Source organism: Bacillus cereus group sp. BfR-BA-01381, from assembly GCF_022663555.1.
Taxonomy (GTDB): domain Bacteria; phylum Bacillota; class Bacilli; order Bacillales; family Bacillaceae_G; genus Bacillus_A; species Bacillus_A pacificus.
Window position 1 is genome coordinate 18,176 of sequence record NZ_JAKUFR010000025.1, and the last position, 19,175, is coordinate 37,350.

The following is a 19,175-nucleotide window of genomic DNA, read 5'->3' on the forward strand; positions in this document are numbered from 1 at the left end:
CTTAGCGTTGGCTTCCATTATTTTTGGAATGGCATACCGAATTGTGTTAAAAGTTCACGAGCTTCTTCATCAGTTTTCGCTGTAGTAACGATTACGATGTCCATACCGCGGACTTTGCTTACTTTATCATAATCAATCTCAGGGAAAATAAGTTGCTCTTTAACACCTAATGTATAGTTTCCACGACCATCGAATGATTTCTTAGAAACACCACGGAAATCACGTACACGTGGTAAAGAAACTGATACTAATTTGTCGAAGAACTCATACATTTGCTCGCCGCGTAAAGTTACTTTCGCACCGATTGGCATACCTTCACGAAGACGGAAACCAGCGATTGATTTTTTAGCACGAGTTACAACAGGTTTTTGACCTGTGATTTGTGTTAATTCTTCTACTGCGTTGTCTAACGCTTTTGAGTTAGATACCGCGTCACCAACACCAGTGTTGATTACGATCTTTTCGATTTTTGGTACCTGCATTACAGATTTATAGTTAAACTTGCTCACTAGAGCAGGAGTAATTTCCTTTTGGAACTTCTCTTTAAGGCGATTCAATGAAGTGACCTCCTTTCTTAAGAAAATTATTTATCTAATAATTCACCAGATTTTTTTGCAATACGAACTTTTTTACCATCTTCTACTTTGAAGCCTACGCGAGTAGGTTCACCTGTTTTCGGATCTAAAATCATAACGTTAGAAACGTGAATAGGTGCTTCTTTAGTAATAATTCCACCTTGTGGATTTAATTGAGATGGCTTAGAGTGCTTCTTAACGATATTGACACCCTCAACGATAACACGGTTTTGCTTTGGGAAAGCCACAAGGATAACGCCTTGTTTTCCTTTGTCTTTACCAGTGATTACCTGTACTTTATCACCTTTTTTTACATGCATCTTAATTCTGCACCTCCTTAGCAAGGCAATACCTTAAATTATAGAACTTCTGGAGCTAAAGAAACGATCTTCATGAAGTTGCTATCACGTAATTCACGAGCTACTGGTCCGAAGATACGAGTACCACGTGGGCTCTTATCGTCTTTAATGATAACCGCTGCGTTTTCATCAAATTTGATGTAAGAACCATCCGGACGACGAGCACCGCTCTTCGTACGTACTACTACTGCTTTAACAACGTCACCTTTTTTAACAACGCCACCTGGTGTTGCTTGTTTTACCGTAGCAACGATAATGTCACCAATGTTAGCATATTTACGACCAGAGCCGCCTAATACTTTAATTGTTAAAAGTTCACGTGCACCAGAGTTGTCAGCAACTTTCAAACGAGATTCTTGTTGGATCATGTTATGAAACCTCCCTTCGGACTAAAAATTCCGATTCGTCTATTTAGATAATAACCGCTTCTTCAACGATTTCAACTAAACGGAAACGCTTAGTAGCAGAAAGCGGGCGAGTTTCCATGATTTTTACGATATCGCCAAGTTTCGCTTGGTTTTGCTCATCATGGGCTTTGTACTTCTTAGAATACTTAACACGTTTTCCGTACAAGGAATGAGTTTTGTAAGTTTCAACTAAAACTGTAATCGTTTTGTCCATTTTGTCAGACACTACACGACCAGTATAAACTTTGCGTTGGTTACGTTCGCTCACTATGCAAACCTCCCCTCAATTTATCGATTAATTCCGATCTCTCTTTCACGAACTACAGTTTTCATACGAGCAATTGCCTTACGCACTTCACGAATGCGAGTTGGATTCTCTAATTGTCCTGTAGCAAGTTGGAAGCGAAGATTAAACAACTCTTCCTTTAAAGCTTTAACTTTTGTTTCGATTTCGGCAGTGGTTAATTCACGAATATCATTAGTTTTCATTAGATTCACCACCATTTTCTTCACGTTTTACGAATTTACATTTCACAGGTAACTTGTGAGCTGCAAGACGTAATGCTTCGCGTGCTACCTCTTCAGATACACCCGCGATTTCGAACATAATTTTCCCAGGTTTTACTACTGCTACCCAGCCTTCTGGTGCCCCTTTACCGGAACCCATACGTACTTCTAGAGGTTTTGCAGTGTAAGGTTTAGAAGGGAAAATTTTAATCCATACTTTACCGCCACGTTTCATGTAACGAGTCATTGCACGACGAGCAGCTTCGATTTGACGGTTTGTAATCCATGAAGCAGCTTGTGCTTGTAAACCGAATTCACCGAAAGCTACTTCAGTTCCACCTTTAGCACGACCACGCATTTTACCACGATGCTCTCTACGATATTTTACGCGTTTTGGCATTAACATATTATTTTCCTCCTTCCTCAGAAGCTTTCTTTTTTGTAGGAAGGACTTCTCCACGGTAGATCCATACTTTTACGCCTAATTTACCGTATGTTGTATCAGCTTCAACTGCTGCATAGTCAATATCAGCGCGAAGTGTATGAAGTGGAACAGTTCCTTCACTGTAAGATTCTGCACGAGCGATATCAGCTCCGCCAAGACGACCAGAAACCTGTGTTTTAATACCTTTAGCACCTGCACGCATAGCACGTTGAATAACTTGCTTTTGTGCACGACGGAATGATACACGGTTTTCTAATTGACGAGCGATGTTTTCGCCTACTAATTTAGCGTTAAGATCAGCTCTCTTAACTTCTAAAATGTTGATGTGTACACGCTTGCCTGTTAATTGGTTAAGAGCTTTACGAAGTGCTTCAACTTCAGTACCACCTTTACCAATTACCATACCAGGTTTTGCAGTGTGAATTGTAACATTTACACGATTTGCTGCACGTTCGATTTCTACTTTAGCAACAGCAGAATCTTTTAAGCGTACATTAATGTACTCACGGATTTTGATGTCTTCATGTAATAATGTAGCGTAATCTTTCTCAGCGAACCAACGAGATTCCCAGTCACGGATAACGCCGACACGAAGACCAATTGGATTAACCTTTTGACCCATCGATTATCCCTCCTTCTTTTCTGATACCACAACTGTGATGTGGCTTGTGCGTTTGTTAATTTGGCTTGCACGACCCATTGCACGTGGACGGAAACGTTTTAACGTTGGACCTTCGTCAACGAAAACTTTCTCAACAACTAGGCTGTTGATGTCCATTTCATAATTGTGCTCTGCATTTGCGATTGCAGATTTTAAAACTTTTTCTACAACTGGAGAAGCAGTTTTTGGTGTGTGGTTAAGGATAGCAATCGCTTCACCCACTTGCTTACCTCGGATTAAGTCTACAACTAAACGAACTTTACGAGGAGCAATACGAACTGTTCTCGCTACTGCTTTAGCTTGCATTGAAGTGCCTCCTCTCATTATCTTCTAGTTTTCTTATCGTCAGCATCATGACCTTTATACGTACGAGTTGGTGCGAATTCACCTAACTTGTGGCCTACCATGTCTTCAGTAACATATACAGGTACATGTTTACGACCGTCATATACAGCGATTGTGTGACCGATGAACTGAGGGAAGATCGTTGAACGACGAGACCAAGTTTTAACAACTTGCTTTTGCTCAGTTTCATTTAGCTTTGCAATTTTACTCATTAAATGATCATCGACAAATGGTCCTTTTTTCAAGCTACGAGCCATTTTGGTGCCTCCCTTCGTGATTGCCGTACGGTTCTTAAAGTGAACCGTACTACAATCCCATTATTTTTTACGACGACGAACGATGAATTTGTCAGACGCTTTATTTTTCTTACGAGTTTTGAATCCAAGAGTTGGTTTACCCCATGGAGACATTGGAGACTTACGTCCGATTGGTGAACGTCCTTCACCACCACCGTGTGGGTGATCAACTGGGTTCATTACAGAACCACGAACAGTTGGGCGCTTACCTAACCAGCGAGAGCGACCAGCTTTACCGATCTTGATAAGTTCGTGTGACTCGTTACCAACTTGACCTACAGTTGCACGACAAGCAGATAATACAAGACGCACTTCACCAGAAGTTAAACGTACAAGAACGTATTTACCTTCTTTACCAAGTACTTGTGCAGATGTACCAGCAGAACGAACTAATTGTCCACCACGACCTGGTTTAAGCTCGATGTTATGAACAACAGTACCTACTGGAATGTTGATTAATGGTAATGCGTTACCGATTTTAATGTCAGCTTCAGCGCCAGACATAATTTCCATACCTACTTCTAAGTTCTTAGGAGCAAGAATGTAACGTTTTTCACCGTCAACGTAGTTAATTAATGCGATATTCGCAGAGCGGTTTGGATCGTATTCGATCGTAGCAACGCGTCCTGGAATTCCATCTTTGTTACGTTTGAAGTCGATGATACGGTATTGACGCTTATGTCCGCCACCTTGATGACGTACAGTGATTTTACCTTGGTTATTACGACCAGCCTTTTTGCTTAAAGGAGCAAGTAAAGACTTTTCGGGTCTGTCAGTCGTGATTTCAGCGAAATCATTCGTAGTCATGTTACGACGACCGTTAGTAGTTGGATTATACTTTTTAATTCCCATCTCAATTTCCCTCCTTCTTTAGTAAGAATTAAACGCCTTGGAAGATTTCGATTTCTTTGCTGTCAGCAGTTAGCTTAACGATTGCTTTACGACGACGGCTAGTAAAACCAGCGTGACGACCAACGCGTTTTGCTTTCGGCTTGTAGTTCATGATGTTCACTTTTTCTACTTTAACACCAAAGATCGCTTCTAGAGCATCTTTAACTTCTGTTTTATTAGATTTAACGTCCACATCGAACGTGTATTTTTTTTCAGCCATCATTTCCATAGAACGTTCAGTGATAACTGGGCGCTTAATGATATCACGAGGATCTCTCATTATGCAAGCACCTCCTCTACTTTTTCCACTGCCGCTTTTGTCATGATTAGCTTATCATGATGAAGCACGTCTAAAACGTTTACGCCATCAGCAGTGATTACTGTTACTCCAGGGATATTGCGAGCAGATAACTCTACAGATTCGTTTGCATCAGCAGTTACGATAAGAGCTTTCTTCTCAACAGTTAATCCTTTAAGTACTGCTAGCATATCTTTTGTTTTTGGTGCATTTAACACTAGGTCTTCAAGAACTACAATGTTGTTCTCAACTACTTTAGTAGCTAATGCAGATTTGATTGCTAAACGACGAACTTTCTTAGGAAGTTTGTACGCATAGCTTCTTGGTGTAGGTCCGAATACCGTACCACCACCACGCCATTGAGGAGAGCGGATAGACCCTTGACGAGCACGTCCAGTTCCTTTTTGACGCCATGGTTTACGACCACCACCGCGAACTTCAGAGCGAGTTTTTACTTTGTGTGTACCTTGACGTAAAGATGCACGTTGCATCATTACAGCTTCGAAAAGTACAGCTTCATTTGGTTCGATACCGAAAATAGCTTCAGCTAATTCGATTTCACCAACCTGTGAACCAGTTTGGTTATATACAGTAACTTTTGGCATTGGAATTCCTCCTTCCTATTGTGAATTATTTGCTAACCTTCACAGCGCCTTGAACAACTACAAGAGATTTCTTAGCACCTGGAACGTTACCTTTTACTAGTAATAAGTTGCGCTCAGTGTCAACTTGAACGATTTCTAAGTTTTGGATAGTAACTTGGTCTCCACCCATACGTCCAGCAAGTTTTTTGCCTTTGAATACACGGTTCGGAGCAACTGGGCCCATTGAACCTGGACGACGGTGATAGCGAGAACCATGAGACATAGGTCCGCGAGATTGTCCGTGGCGTTTGATAACACCTTGGAAACCTTTACCTTTAGAAATTCCTGTTACATCAACGATTTCACCTGTAGCGAATACGTCAACTTTTACCTCTTGACCAACCTCTAATCCGTCCACGTCTGCATCGCGGATTTCGCGAATGAAGCGCTTAGGAGTTGTAGATGCTTTAGCAGTGTGGCCTTGTTCAGGTTTGTTAGTTAACTTTTCACGCTTATCTTCAAATCCTAACTGAATTGCGTTGTAGCCATCAGTTTCAGTTGTTTTCTTTTGAAGAACAACGTTTGGATTAGCAGCGATAACTGTTACTGGGATTAACTCACCGTTCTCAGCAAATACTTGAGTCATACCGATCTTTCTTCCTAAGATTCCTTTGGTCATGAGTTACACCTCCTACATTTTTAAGTTATATAAATTATAGTTTGATTTCGATATCTACACCAGATGGTAAGTCTAAACGCATTAATGAATCTACTGTTTGTGGAGTAGGACTCACGATGTCGATTAGACGTTTGTGCGTGCGCATTTCGAATTGCTCACGAGAATCTTTGTACTTATGAACAGCACGAAGAATTGTGTAAACAGTTTTTTCAGTTGGTAATGGGATCGGACCAGAAACTGTTGCCCCAGAACGCTTAGCTGTTTCTACAATTTTCTCAGCTGACTGATCAAGAATACGGTGATCGTAAGCTTTTAAACGGATACGAATTTTTTCTTTTGCCATTATTTTCCCTCCTTCGTTCGCCTATTTCTAAAATAGACCTTCTCCATGGAAATTTCCCCACACCATGCCATGGCAAAGCGGCCGGGTGTGTCAGCAACCTTCCACTTCATCGCAGTCAAAGACCAACATTGTCTATTATACAATGTTATTCGTCTAGATGCAAGCATCTTTTTGTTTGCATCTGCTTTTCTCTACTTTTGCTATTATACATGGCACTTTAAAGAATTTCAAGTTTTCATCTAGCAGAATTCATTTTACAGTTTCTGGGTTTAGGTTTTAGTGATTTCACATTACTATAGAAGAAACTCGTCAAAACATGAAATAATCATTTTGTTTATTATATAAATGCAAACAAAAACCCCAAGGGAAAATCCCTCGGGGTTTTTTATATCAGTTAAGATTACTCAACGATAGTAGCAACTACACCGTAACCTACTGTACGTCCACCTTCACGAATAGAGAATTTAGTTCCCTCTTCGATAGCGATTGGAGCGATAAGTTCGATAGTCATTTCGATGTTGTCACCAGGCATTACCATTTCAGTACCTTCTGGTAATTGGATGATACCAGTTACGTCAGTTGTACGGAAGTAGAACTGAGGACGGTAGTTAGCGAAGAATGGAGTGTGACGTCCACCTTCTTCTTTAGATAATACGAAAACTTCAGCTTTGAATTTAGCGTGAGCTTTTACAGAACCGCTTTTTGCAAGTACTTGTCCACGTTGGATGTCTTCACGAGCAACCCCACGAAGTAAAGCACCGATGTTGTCTCCAGCTTGAGCTTGGTCAAGAAGTTTACGGAACATCTCTACACCAGTTACAGTTGTAGAAGCATTTTCTTCAGCAAGACCGATGATTTCTACTACGTCACCAACTTTAACGATACCGCGCTCAACACGACCAGTAGCAACTGTACCACGACCTGTGATAGAGAATACGTCCTCTACAGGCATTAAGAATGGTTTGTCAGTTTCACGTTCTGGAGTTGGGATGTAAGCATCAACTTCAGCCATTAATTCAATGATTTTTGCTTCCCAATCAGCTTCTCCTTGAAGAGCTTTAAGAGCAGAACCTTTGATTACAGGAATGTCGTCGCCTGGGAATCCGTATTCAGATAATAGGTCGCGAACTTCCATTTCTACTAATTCTAATAATTCTTCGTCGTCTACCATGTCGCATTTGTTTAAGAATACAACGATGTAAGGTACACCTACTTGACGAGAAAGAAGGATGTGCTCACGAGTTTGAGGCATTGGGCCATCAGCAGCAGATACTACTAAGATACCGCCGTCCATTTGAGCAGCACCAGTGATCATGTTTTTAACATAGTCAGCGTGACCTGGGCAGTCAACGTGTGCATAGTGACGAGTTTCAGTTTCGTACTCAACGTGTGCAGTTGAGATTGTGATACCGCGCTCTCTTTCTTCTGGAGCAGCATCGATTTGATCGTATCCGCGTGCTTCAGCACCACCAGCTTTTGCAAGTACTGTAGTGATCGCAGCAGTTAATGTAGTTTTACCATGGTCAACGTGGCCGATTGTACCGATGTTAACATGGGGTTTAGAACGTTCGAATTTAGCTTTAGCCATTCTAAATTCCTCCTTAGTTTATATAGGTTATTTTATATTTAGGCTAGAAAGTGAAACTTGCGTCCCACTTTCTAAGCTTACATAAGTAGTTATACGTGAAGAATCGATAAAAATCAATTATTCACCTTTATTTTTTTTGATAATTTCTTCAGAAACAGACTTTGGTACTTCTTCATAGTGGTCAAACACCATAGAGAATGTTCCGCGTCCTTGAGTGTTAGAACGTAATGACGTTGCATAACCGAACATTTCAGAAAGTGGAACCATAGCGCGAACAACTTGAGCGTTACCGCGAGCTTCCATACCTTCTACACGTCCACGACGAGATGTTACGTCACCCATAATGTCACCCATGTACTCTTCAGGAATTACAACTTCAACTTTCATCATTGGCTCAAGAATTACTGGGTTACATTTAGAAACCGCAGCTTTAAGTGCCATAGATGCAGCGATTTTGAACGCCATCTCAGATGAATCGACATCATGGTAAGATCCGTCAACTAATGCAGCTTTAATGTCTACTACTGGATATCCAGCAAGTACACCATTTTTAAGTGCATCTTCAAGACCTGCGCCTACAGCTGGGATGTATTCACGTGGAACAACACCACCGACGATCTTGTTTTCGAATTCGAATCCTTTACCTTCTTCGTTAGGTTCAAACTCAATCCAAACGTGACCGAATTGTCCACGACCACCAGATTGACGAGCGAACTTACCTTCAACTTTCGCAGCAGCGCGGAAAGTTTCACGGTATGCTACCTGAGGAGCACCAACGTTTGCTTCAACTTTGAATTCACGGCGCATACGGTCAACGATGATATCAAGGTGAAGTTCACCCATACCAGCGATGATTGTTTGGCCAGTTTCTTGGTCAGTGTGAGCACGGAATGTTGGATCTTCTTCAGAAAGCTTAGATAATGCTGTACCCATTTTATCTTGGTCAGCTTTTGATTTTGGTTCGATAGCTACAGAGATAACTGGCTCTGGGAATTCCATAGACTCAAGGATAACAAGACTCTTCTCGTCACAAAGAGTATCACCAGTAGTAGTATCTTTTAAACCTACAGCAGCAGCGATATCACCAGCGTAAACTGTTGAAATCTCTTCACGGCTGTTAGCATGCATTTGTAGGATACGACCTACACGCTCACGCTTACCTTTAGTTGAGTTTTTCACGTATGATCCAGAGTTTAACACACCAGAGTACACACGGAAGAACGTTAACTTACCAACATAAGGGTCAGTCATGATTTTGAATGCTAGTGCTGAGAAAGGCTCTTCATCGCTAGACTTACGTTCTACTTCTTCATCTGTATCCGGAAGAGTACCTTTAATAGCAGGTACATCTAATGGAGATGGTAGGTAGTCGATAACTGCGTCTAACAGAATTTGAACACCTTTGTTTTTGAATGCAGAACCACAGATTACTGGGAAGAATTCTACAGAAGTTGTAGCCTTACGGATACCAGCTTTAAGCTCTTCTACAGTGATTTCTTCACCTTCTAGGTACTTCATCATCATTTCTTCATCAAGCTCAGCTACCGCTTCAATAAGTTTTCCACGGTATTCTTCAGCTAGTTCTTTATGCTCTTCAGGAATTTCAACACGTTGAATGTCTGTTCCTAAATCGTTACCGTACATGTAAGCACATTCTTCAACAAGGTCAATGATACCATTGAACTCATCTTCAGCACCGATTGGTAACTGAATTGGGTGTGCGTTTGCTTGTAAACGATCGTGGATTGTTCCTACAGAGTATAAGAAGTCTGCACCGATTTTATCCATTTTGTTAACGAATACGATACGAGGTACGCCGTAAGTAGTAGCCTGACGCCAAACAGTTTCTGTTTGTGGTTCTACACCAGATTGTGCATCAAGTACTGCTACCGCGCCATCAAGTACGCGTAAAGAACGTTCTACTTCTACTGTGAAATCTACGTGACCTGGAGTGTCAATGATGTTTACACGGTGACCTTTCCATTGTGCTGTAGTTGCAGCAGAAGTAATTGTGATACCACGCTCTTGCTCTTGCTCCATCCAGTCCATCTGAGATGCACCTTCGTGAGTTTCACCGATTTTGTGAATACGTCCTGTGTAGTACAGAATACGCTCAGTAGCTGTTGTTTTACCAGCATCGATGTGAGCCATGATACCAATATTACGAGTGTTTTCTAAAGAGAACTCTCTTGCCATTTGGTGTCTTGCTCCTTCCATATATGGATTGGATTTTTTATTTTAAGTAGCAAAAAAGCCACTTTATATTGTTACACATGTCAGTATGTCCAGTACTCTCATTATGTAAAACGAGCGCCCAACGAAAGGGAGAGGCATTCTCCCTCTCCACACTTCCATAAGCGACAAATAAAGCGGTTTATGCTTACATTTATTTTACGTTGAATCCTACCAACGGTAATGAGCAAATGCTTTGTTAGCTTCTGCCATTTTATGAGTGTCTTCACGTTTCTTAACAGATGCACCAGCGTTGTTAGCTGCATCTAAGATTTCGTTAGCAAGACGCTCTTCCATAGTTTTTTCACCACGAAGACGAGCGTAGTTTACTAACCAACGAAGACCTAAAGTTGTACGGCGTTCTGGACGAACCTCAACTGGAACTTGGTAGTTAGCACCACCAACACGACGAGCGCGTACTTCAAGAACAGGCATAATGTTCTTAAGAGCTTGCTCGAATACTTCCATTGGCTCTTTACCAGTACGTTCGCTTACGATATCGAACGCATTATAAAGAATTGTTTGAGATTTACCTTTTTTACCGTCAACCATCATTTTGTTGATAAGGCGTGTTACTAGTTTCGAATTGTACATTGGATCTGGTAACACGTCACGTTTTGCAACAGGTCCTTTACGAGGCATATTGAGTTCCTCCTTTCATTAAAAAGTTATTATTTCTTAGCCGCTTTTGGCTTTTTAGTACCGTATTTAGAACGGCCTTGCATACGCTTGTCAACACCAGCTGTATCAAGCGCACCACGAACGATGTGGTAACGTACCCCTGGTAAGTCTTTTACACGACCACCGCGAATTAATACTACGCTGTGCTCTTGTAAGTTGTGACCGATACCTGGGATGTATGCTGTTACCTCAATACCATTTGTTAAACGAACACGAGCATATTTACGTAACGCTGAGTTAGGTTTCTTTGGAGTCATTGTACCAACACGAGTACATACACCACGTTTTTGAGGTGCAGAGATATCAGTTGATTTTTTCTTTAAAGAGTTAAAACCTTTGTTTAACGCAGGTGATTTAGATTTCCATACTTTATCAGTACGACCATTTCTCACTAATTGGTTAATAGTAGGCATTTGATTATCCTCCCTTCGCATGTTTGTATGACCACATATCCAGGTGGTTCATTATTAGTTGAAAACAAAGTTTTTGCAAGGGAGAGCAAATGCTCTCTCCTCACAAAAACAGTTTTAACTTATTATTCCTATTGCTGAAGCTCCCACTTGAATCCCCGCAACTTTTCCAAGTTTACGAACTGATTCAACTTTTATTATGGGTATGTTATGTTGCAATGCAGTACGAATGATAACATGGGTTAACCGCATATCAGCATCTTCTGCAATGACAACTTCTTTAACTATACCATTTTTGATTGCTTCCAATGTGCGTTTATGACCAACGACCACATTTTCAGCATTTGACACTTTTTGATAAGACATATAAATATCCTCCAAAGCATCGTTCAGGAGCAACCTTGCTTATAGTAACATTTTGACTCATACAATGTCAACTAGGATTAACTGTTTTTATACAAAATTTACGACGGAAAATTTTACTGTTCCACATAAACTTCATCGTTTTCTACATTCATGTCATCTTGTGTTGTTTTAACAAGATCCACTTTGCGATAACGATTCATACCTGTTCCAGCAGGAACAAGTTTACCGATAATAACATTTTCTTTCAATCCTAGAAGCTCATCACGTTTACCCTTAATCGCTGCATCAGTTAAGACACGAGTTGTTTCTTGGAACGATGCTGCAGATAAGAATGAATCTGTTTCAAGTGAAGCTTTTGTAATACCAAGTAGAACAGGTCTAGCTGTTGCTGGTTGTTTACCTTGTAGTAACACCTTCGCATTCGCATCAGTAAACTGATGGATATCTAGTAATGTTCCTGGTAATACATCTGTTTCACCTGCATCACTTACACGTACTTTACGTAACATTTGGCGTACCATTACTTCTACGTGTTTGTCACCAATTTCTACCCCTTGCATACGGTATACTTTTTGAACTTCACGTAATAAGTATTCTTGAACTGCCGTAATGTCCGTTACTTTTAGTAATTCTTTCGGATCAATAGAACCTTCTGTTAACTCTTTACCGTGGCTAATTTTCTGTCCTGGAATTACTTTCAGACGAGCACCGTAAGGAATAGCATACGTACGAGCTTCAACTTCACCCTGTACAACCACTTCTTGGCGATCTTTAACATCGTTGATCGCTGCGATAACACCGTCGATTTCACTGATAACAGCCTGACCTTTCGGATTACGAGCTTCGAAGATCTCTTGGATACGAGGTAAACCTTGAGTGATATCATCTCCGGCAACCCCACCTGTATGGAACGTACGCATCGTTAACTGTGTACCTGGCTCACCGATAGATTGAGCTGCGATAATACCTACCGCTTCCCCTACCTCTACGTCTGTTCCAGTTGCTAAGTTACGACCGTAACACTTCTTACATACACCGTGGCGAGTGTTACACGTAAACGCTGAACGAATGTTTACAGTTTCAACACCCGAATTTTCAACGATATGAGCGATATCTTCAGTAATTAATTGATTTTCAGCAACTAATACTTCACCTGTTTCAGGATGTTTTACAGTTTTTCTTGCAAAACGTCCAACAAGACGATCATATAGTGACTCAATAACTTCATTACCCTCTTTAATCGCACCAATTAATAAACCGCGATCTGTTCCACAATCATCTTCACGAACGATTACATCTTGTGCAACGTCAACAAGACGACGTGTTAAGTAACCAGAATCGGCAGTTTTCAGTGCTGTATCGGCAAGACCTTTACGCGCACCATGCGTAGAGATGAAGTACTCAAGTACTGTTAAACCTTCACGGAAACTTGATTTGATTGGAAGTTCGATGATACGACCAGATGGATTGGCCATCAGACCACGCATACCAGCAAGCTGAGTAAAGTTCGATGCGTTACCACGGGCACCGGAATCACTCATCATGAAGATTGGGTTGCGTTTATTCAAGGATTTCATCAGTTTTCCTTGGATAACATCTTTTGCATTACTCCAAATAGAGATAACGCGATCGTAACGTTCTTCTTCCGTGATTAAACCGCGACGGAATTGTTTAATTACATTATCTACTTTTGCTTGTGCTTCGTGGAGAATTTCATCTTTTTCACCTAATACAAGAATGTCAGATACCCCAACTGTAATACCAGCTTTTGTAGAGTACTTGAATCCTAAGTTTTTCATACGGTCAAGCATGCGAGACGTTTCTGTAATTTTGAAACGTTTAAACACTTCCGCAATGATGTTACCAAGGATTTTCTTGCTGAATGGCGCCACTTCTTCGCGACTAGCAATAATCTCTTTAATGTTCGCACCTTTTTCAACGAAATATTTCGCTGGTGTTTCTTTTTCAAGGTTTGAATTTGTTGGTTCATTAATATAAGGGAACGACTCTGGTAAGATTTCGTTAAATATTAATTTACCAACTGTTGTTAATAGAAGCATACTCTTTTGCTCTTCAGTAAATGTTGCGTTGTTTACTGCGCTTGCAGCTACTGCAACACGTGTATGAAGATGTACATATCCATTTTGGTATGCAAGTAATGCTTCGTTCGCATCTTTGAAGACCATACCTTCACCGATTGCGCCTTCACGCTCAAGCGTTAAGTAGTAGTTACCTAATACCATATCCTGAGATGGAGTAACAACTGGTTTACCGTCTTTCGGGTTCAAGATGTTTTGTGCCGCTAACATAAGAAGACGAGCTTCTGCTTGTGCTTCTGATGATAAAGGTACGTGAACGGCCATTTGGTCACCGTCAAAGTCCGCGTTGTATGCAGTACATACAAGTGGGTGAAGACGGATTGCGCGACCTTCTACTAATGTAGGTTCAAACGCCTGAATACCAAGACGGTGAAGTGTTGGTGCACGGTTTAGAAGTACTGGATGTTCTTTAATCACAGATTCTAAAACGTCCCAAACTTCAGGTTGTACACGCTCGATTTTACGTTTCGCACTCTTAATGTTGTGTGCTAATCCTTTTTCAACTAACTCTTTCATTACGAAAGGTTTGAACAGTTCAAGCGCCATCTCTTTCGGTAATCCACATTGATACATCTTTAAGTTCGGTCCTACAACGATTACAGAACGACCAGAGTAGTCAACACGTTTACCTAATAAGTTTTGACGGAAACGTCCTTGTTTACCTTTAAGCATGTGAGATAGTGATTTTAATGGACGGTTACCCGGTCCAGTAACTGGACGGCCACGACGACCATTATCGATTAATGCGTCTACAGCTTCTTGTAACATACGTTTTTCGTTTTGAACGATAATGCTTGGTGCACCTAAGTCCAATAGACGTTTTAAACGGTTGTTACGGTTAATTACACGACGGTATAAGTCGTTTAAGTCAGAAGTAGCAAAACGTCCACCATCTAACTGTACCATTGGGCGTAGTTCTGGTGGGATTACTGGTAGAACATCTAAGATCATCCAAGATGGCTCATTTCCAGAGTTACGGAATGCTTCTAATACTTCTAGACGTTTAATAGCACGAGTACGGCGTTGTCCTTGTGCTGTTTTTAATTCTTCTTTTAAGAAGTCTACTTCTTTATCTAAATCGATGTCTTGTAATAGCTTTTTAATCGCTTCTGCACCCATAGCAGCTTGGAATGTGCTACCATATCGATCACGATATGCACGGTATTCTTTTTCAGAAAGTAATTGCTTCTTATCAAGTGGTGTATCTCCACTTTCTGTTACAACATAAGAAGCGAAATAAATTACTTCTTCAAGCGCGCGAGGGGACATGTCTAAGACAAGTCCCATGCGGCTCGGGATACCTTTGAAATACCAAATATGAGATACAGGAGCAGCTAATTCGATATGACCCATACGTTCACGACGCACTTTCGCACGCGTTACTTCAACACCACATCGATCACAAACTACACCTTTATAACGTACACGTTTGTATTTTCCGCAATGACATTCCCAGTCCTTTTGTGGTCCGAAAATACGCTCACAGAACAAGCCATCTTTTTCAGGCTTTAACGTACGATAGTTAATTGTTTCTGGTTTCTTAACTTCACCGTATGACCAAGAACGAATCTTGTCAGGTGAAGCAAGTCCAATCTTCATATATTCAAAGTTATTTACATCTATCAAGGGGCCTACCTCCCTTTTAGTCTACAGGTTATCCCAATTATTCCTTAGTTGTCTCAACTTCGACATTCAATTTATCTGCTGATTGATGATCATCGTCATCTTCCGTATCACGCATTTCAATTTCTGTATCGTCGCTAGACATCATTTTAACGTCCATACCTAAACTTTGCAGCTCTTTAATCAATACTTTGAATGATTCAGGAACGCCTGGTTCTGGAACATTTTCGCCTTTAACAATTGCTTCATACGTCTTAACACGTCCAACAACATCATCAGACTTCACTGTTAAGATTTCTTGAAGAGTATAAGCAGCACCATAAGCTTCAAGTGCCCAAACCTCCATCTCACCGAAACGCTGTCCACCGAACTGAGCTTTACCTCCAAGAGGCTGCTGCGTTACAAGTGAGTATGGTCCAGTAGAACGAGCATGAAGTTTATCGTCAACCATGTGCGCAAGTTTGATCATATACATGACACCAACAGATACACGGTTATCGAATGGTTCACCAGTACGTCCGTCATACAGGATTGTTTTCGCGTCATTTGCCATACCAGCTTCTTCAATTGTGCCCCAAACATCTTCCTCACGAGCACCATCGAATACTGGTGTTGCAATGTGAATGCCAAGGTATCTTGCTGCCATACCAAGATGAAGCTCTAATACCTGACCGATATTCATACGAGATGGTACCCCTAATGGGTTTAACATGATATCGATTGGCGTACCGTCTGGTAAGTAAGGCATATCTTCTTCTGGTAAAATACGAGAGATAACACCTTTGTTACCGTGACGTCCGGCCATTTTGTCACCTTCAGAAATTTTACGTTTTTGAACGATATATGCACGCACAAGTTGATTCACGCCTGGTGGCAATTCGTCGCCATCTTCACGGTTGAATACTTTTACGTCTAAGATAATACCGCCACCACCGTGTGGTACACGTAGTGATGTATCACGTACTTCACGCGCTTTTTCTCCAAAGATAGCATGTAATAGACGTTCTTCAGCTGTTAATTCTGTTACACCTTTAGGTGTTACTTTACCAACAAGTAAATCTCCATCTTTTACTTCCGCACCAACGCGAATGATACCGCGCTCGTCAAGGTTGCGTAATGCATCTTCCCCAACGTTTGGAATGTCACGTGTAATTTCTTCTGGTCCAAGCTTCGTATCACGAGCTTCTGACTCATATTCTTCAATATGAATAGAAGTGTACACATCATCTTTTACAAGGCGCTCACTCATAATGATTGCATCCTCGTAGTTATAACCGTCCCAAGTCATGAAGCCAACAAGCACGTTACGTCCAAGTGCTAGTTCACCTAATTCCATAGAAGGACCATCCGCAAGGATTTCACCTTTTACAACTTCATTTCCAACACTTACGATTGGACGTTGGTTGTAGCAAGTTCCTTGGTTAGAACGAATGAATTTTTGCATTTTGTAGCGATCTAAGTCGCCTTTTACTGTTTGACCGTCAACTTCTACATAGCGACGTACCCAAACTTCACGTGCTTCTACGCGTTCAACAACACCAGGGTGTTTACAGATTACTGCAGCACCTGAGTCTTTTGCTGATACGTACTCCATACCTGTACCTACAATCGGAGATTCCGGATTCATTAACGGAACCGCCTGACGTTGCATGTTCGCTCCCATAAGTGCGCGGTTAGAGTCATCGTTTTCTAAGAACGGAATACAAGCTGTCGCTGCCGACACTACTTGTTTTGGTGATACATCCATGTAGTCGATACGTTCTTTATTTGTGACAATGTTTTCACCACGGAAACGAGCTACGATATCTTCATCAAGGAATTCTCCTTCTTCAGATAATTTCATATTCGCTTGGGCTACAACATAATTATCTTCTTCATCTGCTGTTAAATAATCAACATGCCCTGTTACAAGACCAGTTTCTGGGTCAACACGACGGTATGGTGTTTCAATGAAACCAAACTCATTTACTTTCGCGAACGAAGATAATGAGTTAATCAAACCGATGTTTGGTCCCTCTGGTGTTTCAATCGGACACATACGACCATAGTGAGAGTAGTGAACGTCACGTACTTCAAAGCCTGCGCGCTCACGCGTTAAACCACCAGGTCCTAATGCAGATAATCTTCGTTTGTGAGTTAACTCTGCTAATGGATTTGTTTGGTCCATGAACTGAGATAACTGAGAACTTCCGAAGAACTCTTTAATAGATGCAATAACAGGACGAATATTAATTAATGCCTGTGGTGTAATTGCATTTGTATCTTGGATCGACATTCTCTCACGAACAACACGTTCCATACGAGAAAGACCGATACGGAATTGATTTTGTAATAGTTCTCCAACAGAACGCAGACGACGGTTTCCTAAGTGGTCGATATCATCTGTATCCCCTACTTTGTATAGTAAGTTGAAGAAGTAACTGATAGAAGCAAGGATATCACCTGGTGTGATGTGTTTTACATCACGAGTAATGTTTGCATTACCAATTACATTAATTACGCGCTCGCCTTCTGACTCAGGAGCATAAATCTTAATAGATTGCAGCTCAACATCGCCTTCTACCACTCCACCCATTGGTTTCGCTGTTTTGAATCCAATGTTTTTCTCTAAGTAAGGTAAAATGCGATCAAGTGTACGACGATCTAAGATTGTTCCTTCTGCCGCTAAAATTTCACCAGTTTCTGGATCCACTAATGTTTCAGCTAAACGTTGATTAAACAATCTGTTTTTAATGTGTAACTTTTTGTTGATCTTGTAGCGACCTACATTTGCTAAATCGTAGCGCTTTGGATCAAAGAAACGAGACACAAGTAAGCTCTTAGCATTTTCTACTGTTGGTGGTTCACCAGGACGTAGACGCTCATAAATTTCAAGCAATGCTTTTTCTGTGCTATCTGTGTTGTCTTTTTCTAATGTGTTGCTTAAGTATTCGTTATCACCTAAAAGCTCGGTGATTTCTTGATCAGAGCCAAACCCTAATGCGCGTAACAAAACAGTTACAGGAAGTTTACGCGTACGGTCAATACGCACATATACAACATCCTTAGCATCTGTCTCATACTCTAACCAAGCTCCGCGGTTTGGAATTACAGTAGCAGTAAAACCACGTTTTCCGTTTTTATCCACTTTGCCACTATAGTATACGCTTGGAGAGCGAACTAACTGGGAAACGATAACACGTTCTGCACCGTTAATTACGAATGTTCCAGTCTCTGTCATGAGTGGGAAATCTCCCATGAACACATCTTGTTCTTTTACTTCACCAGTTTCCTTGTTGATTAGACGCACTTTTACACGAAGTGGTGCTGCATACGTCACATCACGCTCTTTGCATTCGTCTACAGAGTATTTAGGTTCACCTAAGCTGTAGTCGATAAATTCAAGCGATAGATTTCCCGTAAAGTCTTCAATCGGAGAAATGTCTTGGAACATTTCTCGCAAACCCTCATCAAGAAACCACTGATAAGAAGAGGTTTGAATTTCGATAAGATTTGGTAACTCTAATACTTCACTAATACGGGCATAACTTCTTCGTTGGCGGTGGCGTCCGTATTGAACTAGTTGACCTGTCAACTGCTTCACCCCTCAAATCATGAGTATTATAAATGCACAAAAAAATTTGTGCAAAATCACAAATAAATACAACTACTGCTATTTAGCGTAGTCTTTTTTCTCTTAAAGATAAATACGTTGAGTCTTTCTACCTGTTCAAAAAAGAAAAATGGCTTCTATAAGAAAACCATCATTCTGTTTCATAATCTGCTGATTTTACTATCTTTTCCAAG

General features: G+C 40.9%; 21 protein-coding genes. All 21 read right to left on the reverse strand.

Translation table 11 applies throughout. The features are described from left to right. Window positions 1-17: 17 nt before the first annotated feature. Window positions 18-557 carry a 50S ribosomal protein L5 gene (gene rplE, locus MR079_RS11080; RefSeq protein ID WP_001080831.1) on the reverse strand — a complete coding sequence of 180 codons (540 nt, stop codon included), beginning with the start codon at window positions 555-557 and terminating at the stop codon, window positions 18-20. 26 nt (window positions 558-583) lie between these two features. After that, entirely contained in the window at window positions 584-895 is a 312-nt protein-coding gene (gene rplX / locus MR079_RS11085) for a 50S ribosomal protein L24 (RefSeq protein ID WP_000558200.1), read from the reverse strand. 38 nt (window positions 896-933) lie between these two features. Beyond that, window positions 934-1,302 carry a 50S ribosomal protein L14 gene (rplN, locus tag MR079_RS11090; protein ID WP_000615912.1) on the reverse strand — a complete coding sequence of 123 codons (369 nt, stop codon included), beginning with the start codon at window positions 1,300-1,302 and terminating at the stop codon, window positions 934-936. 43 nt (window positions 1,303-1,345) lie between these two features. Further along, entirely contained in the window at window positions 1,346-1,609 is a 264-nt protein-coding gene (gene rpsQ / locus MR079_RS11095) for a 30S ribosomal protein S17 (RefSeq protein WP_000004106.1), read from the reverse strand. Window positions 1,610-1,629: 20 nt separating this feature from the next. Then, a complete protein-coding gene (gene rpmC / locus MR079_RS11100; RefSeq protein ID WP_000855718.1) occupies window positions 1,630-1,830 on the reverse strand; it encodes a 50S ribosomal protein L29 in 201 nt (66 codons plus the stop codon). After that, window positions 1,820-2,254, reverse strand: coding sequence for a 50S ribosomal protein L16 (gene rplP, locus MR079_RS11105; protein ID WP_000928971.1), 435 nt, complete (start codon window positions 2,252-2,254; stop codon window positions 1,820-1,822). The genes rpmC and rplP overlap by 11 nt, the downstream gene beginning before the upstream one ends. 1 nt (window position 2,255) lies before the next feature. After that, window positions 2,256-2,915 carry a 30S ribosomal protein S3 gene (gene rpsC, locus MR079_RS11110; protein ID WP_000529956.1) on the reverse strand — a complete coding sequence of 220 codons (660 nt, stop codon included), beginning with the start codon at window positions 2,913-2,915 and terminating at the stop codon, window positions 2,256-2,258. A gap of 3 nt (window positions 2,916-2,918) precedes the next feature. Beyond that, complete coding sequence (gene rplV / locus MR079_RS11115) at window positions 2,919-3,260, reverse strand: 50S ribosomal protein L22 (RefSeq protein WP_001148025.1); 342 nt, start codon at window positions 3,258-3,260, stop codon at window positions 2,919-2,921. Window positions 3,261-3,277: 17 nt separating this feature from the next. Next, entirely contained in the window at window positions 3,278-3,556 is a 279-nt protein-coding gene (gene rpsS / locus MR079_RS11120; protein WP_000124453.1) for a 30S ribosomal protein S19, read from the reverse strand. Window positions 3,557-3,616: 60 nt separating this feature from the next. Further along, window positions 3,617-4,447 carry a 50S ribosomal protein L2 gene (gene rplB / locus MR079_RS11125; RefSeq protein WP_000511580.1) on the reverse strand — a complete coding sequence of 277 codons (831 nt, stop codon included), beginning with the start codon at window positions 4,445-4,447 and terminating at the stop codon, window positions 3,617-3,619. Between the two features lie 28 nt (window positions 4,448-4,475). Further along, window positions 4,476-4,766, reverse strand: coding sequence for a 50S ribosomal protein L23 (gene rplW / locus MR079_RS11130; RefSeq protein WP_001205558.1), 291 nt, complete (start codon window positions 4,764-4,766; stop codon window positions 4,476-4,478). Further along, complete coding sequence (gene rplD, locus MR079_RS11135; protein WP_001127258.1) at window positions 4,766-5,389, reverse strand: 50S ribosomal protein L4; 624 nt, start codon at window positions 5,387-5,389, stop codon at window positions 4,766-4,768. Before rplD ends, rplW begins: the two co-directional genes overlap by 1 nt. 25 nt (window positions 5,390-5,414) lie before the next feature. Further along, the gene (gene rplC, locus MR079_RS11140; protein WP_000160207.1) at window positions 5,415-6,047 is read right to left on the reverse strand and encodes a 50S ribosomal protein L3; all 633 of its coding nucleotides are present in this window, start codon (window positions 6,045-6,047) and stop codon (window positions 5,415-5,417) included. Between the two features lie 34 nt (window positions 6,048-6,081). Beyond that, entirely contained in the window at window positions 6,082-6,390 is a 309-nt protein-coding gene (rpsJ, locus tag MR079_RS11145) for a 30S ribosomal protein S10 (RefSeq protein ID WP_001040596.1), read from the reverse strand. 400 nt (window positions 6,391-6,790) lie between these two features. Then, a complete protein-coding gene (gene tuf / locus MR079_RS11150) occupies window positions 6,791-7,978 on the reverse strand; it encodes an elongation factor Tu (protein WP_001029614.1) in 1,188 nt (395 codons plus the stop codon). A 117-nt stretch (window positions 7,979-8,095) separates the two neighbouring features. Next, window positions 8,096-10,174 carry an elongation factor G gene (fusA, locus tag MR079_RS11155; protein WP_000090372.1) on the reverse strand — a complete coding sequence of 693 codons (2,079 nt, stop codon included), beginning with the start codon at window positions 10,172-10,174 and terminating at the stop codon, window positions 8,096-8,098. Between the two features lie 207 nt (window positions 10,175-10,381). After that, a complete protein-coding gene (gene rpsG / locus MR079_RS11160; protein WP_001137493.1) occupies window positions 10,382-10,852 on the reverse strand; it encodes a 30S ribosomal protein S7 in 471 nt (156 codons plus the stop codon). 29 nt (window positions 10,853-10,881) lie between these two features. Continuing rightward, window positions 10,882-11,304, reverse strand: coding sequence for a 30S ribosomal protein S12 (rpsL, locus tag MR079_RS11165; RefSeq protein WP_001142340.1), 423 nt, complete (start codon window positions 11,302-11,304; stop codon window positions 10,882-10,884). 114 nt (window positions 11,305-11,418) lie between these two features. Continuing rightward, window positions 11,419-11,667 (reverse strand): ribosomal L7Ae/L30e/S12e/Gadd45 family protein, encoded by a 249-nt coding sequence (locus MR079_RS11170; protein ID WP_087951330.1) that lies wholly within the window; start codon window positions 11,665-11,667, stop codon window positions 11,419-11,421. Between the two features lie 113 nt (window positions 11,668-11,780). Then, window positions 11,781-15,392, reverse strand: a complete 3,612-nt coding sequence (gene rpoC / locus MR079_RS11175; protein ID WP_000567937.1) for a DNA-directed RNA polymerase subunit beta' — start codon at window positions 15,390-15,392, stop codon at window positions 11,781-11,783. 37 nt (window positions 15,393-15,429) lie between these two features. Further along, a complete protein-coding gene (gene rpoB / locus MR079_RS11180; RefSeq protein WP_000147555.1) occupies window positions 15,430-18,963 on the reverse strand; it encodes a DNA-directed RNA polymerase subunit beta in 3,534 nt (1,177 codons plus the stop codon). Window positions 18,964-19,175 lie beyond the last annotated feature (212 nt).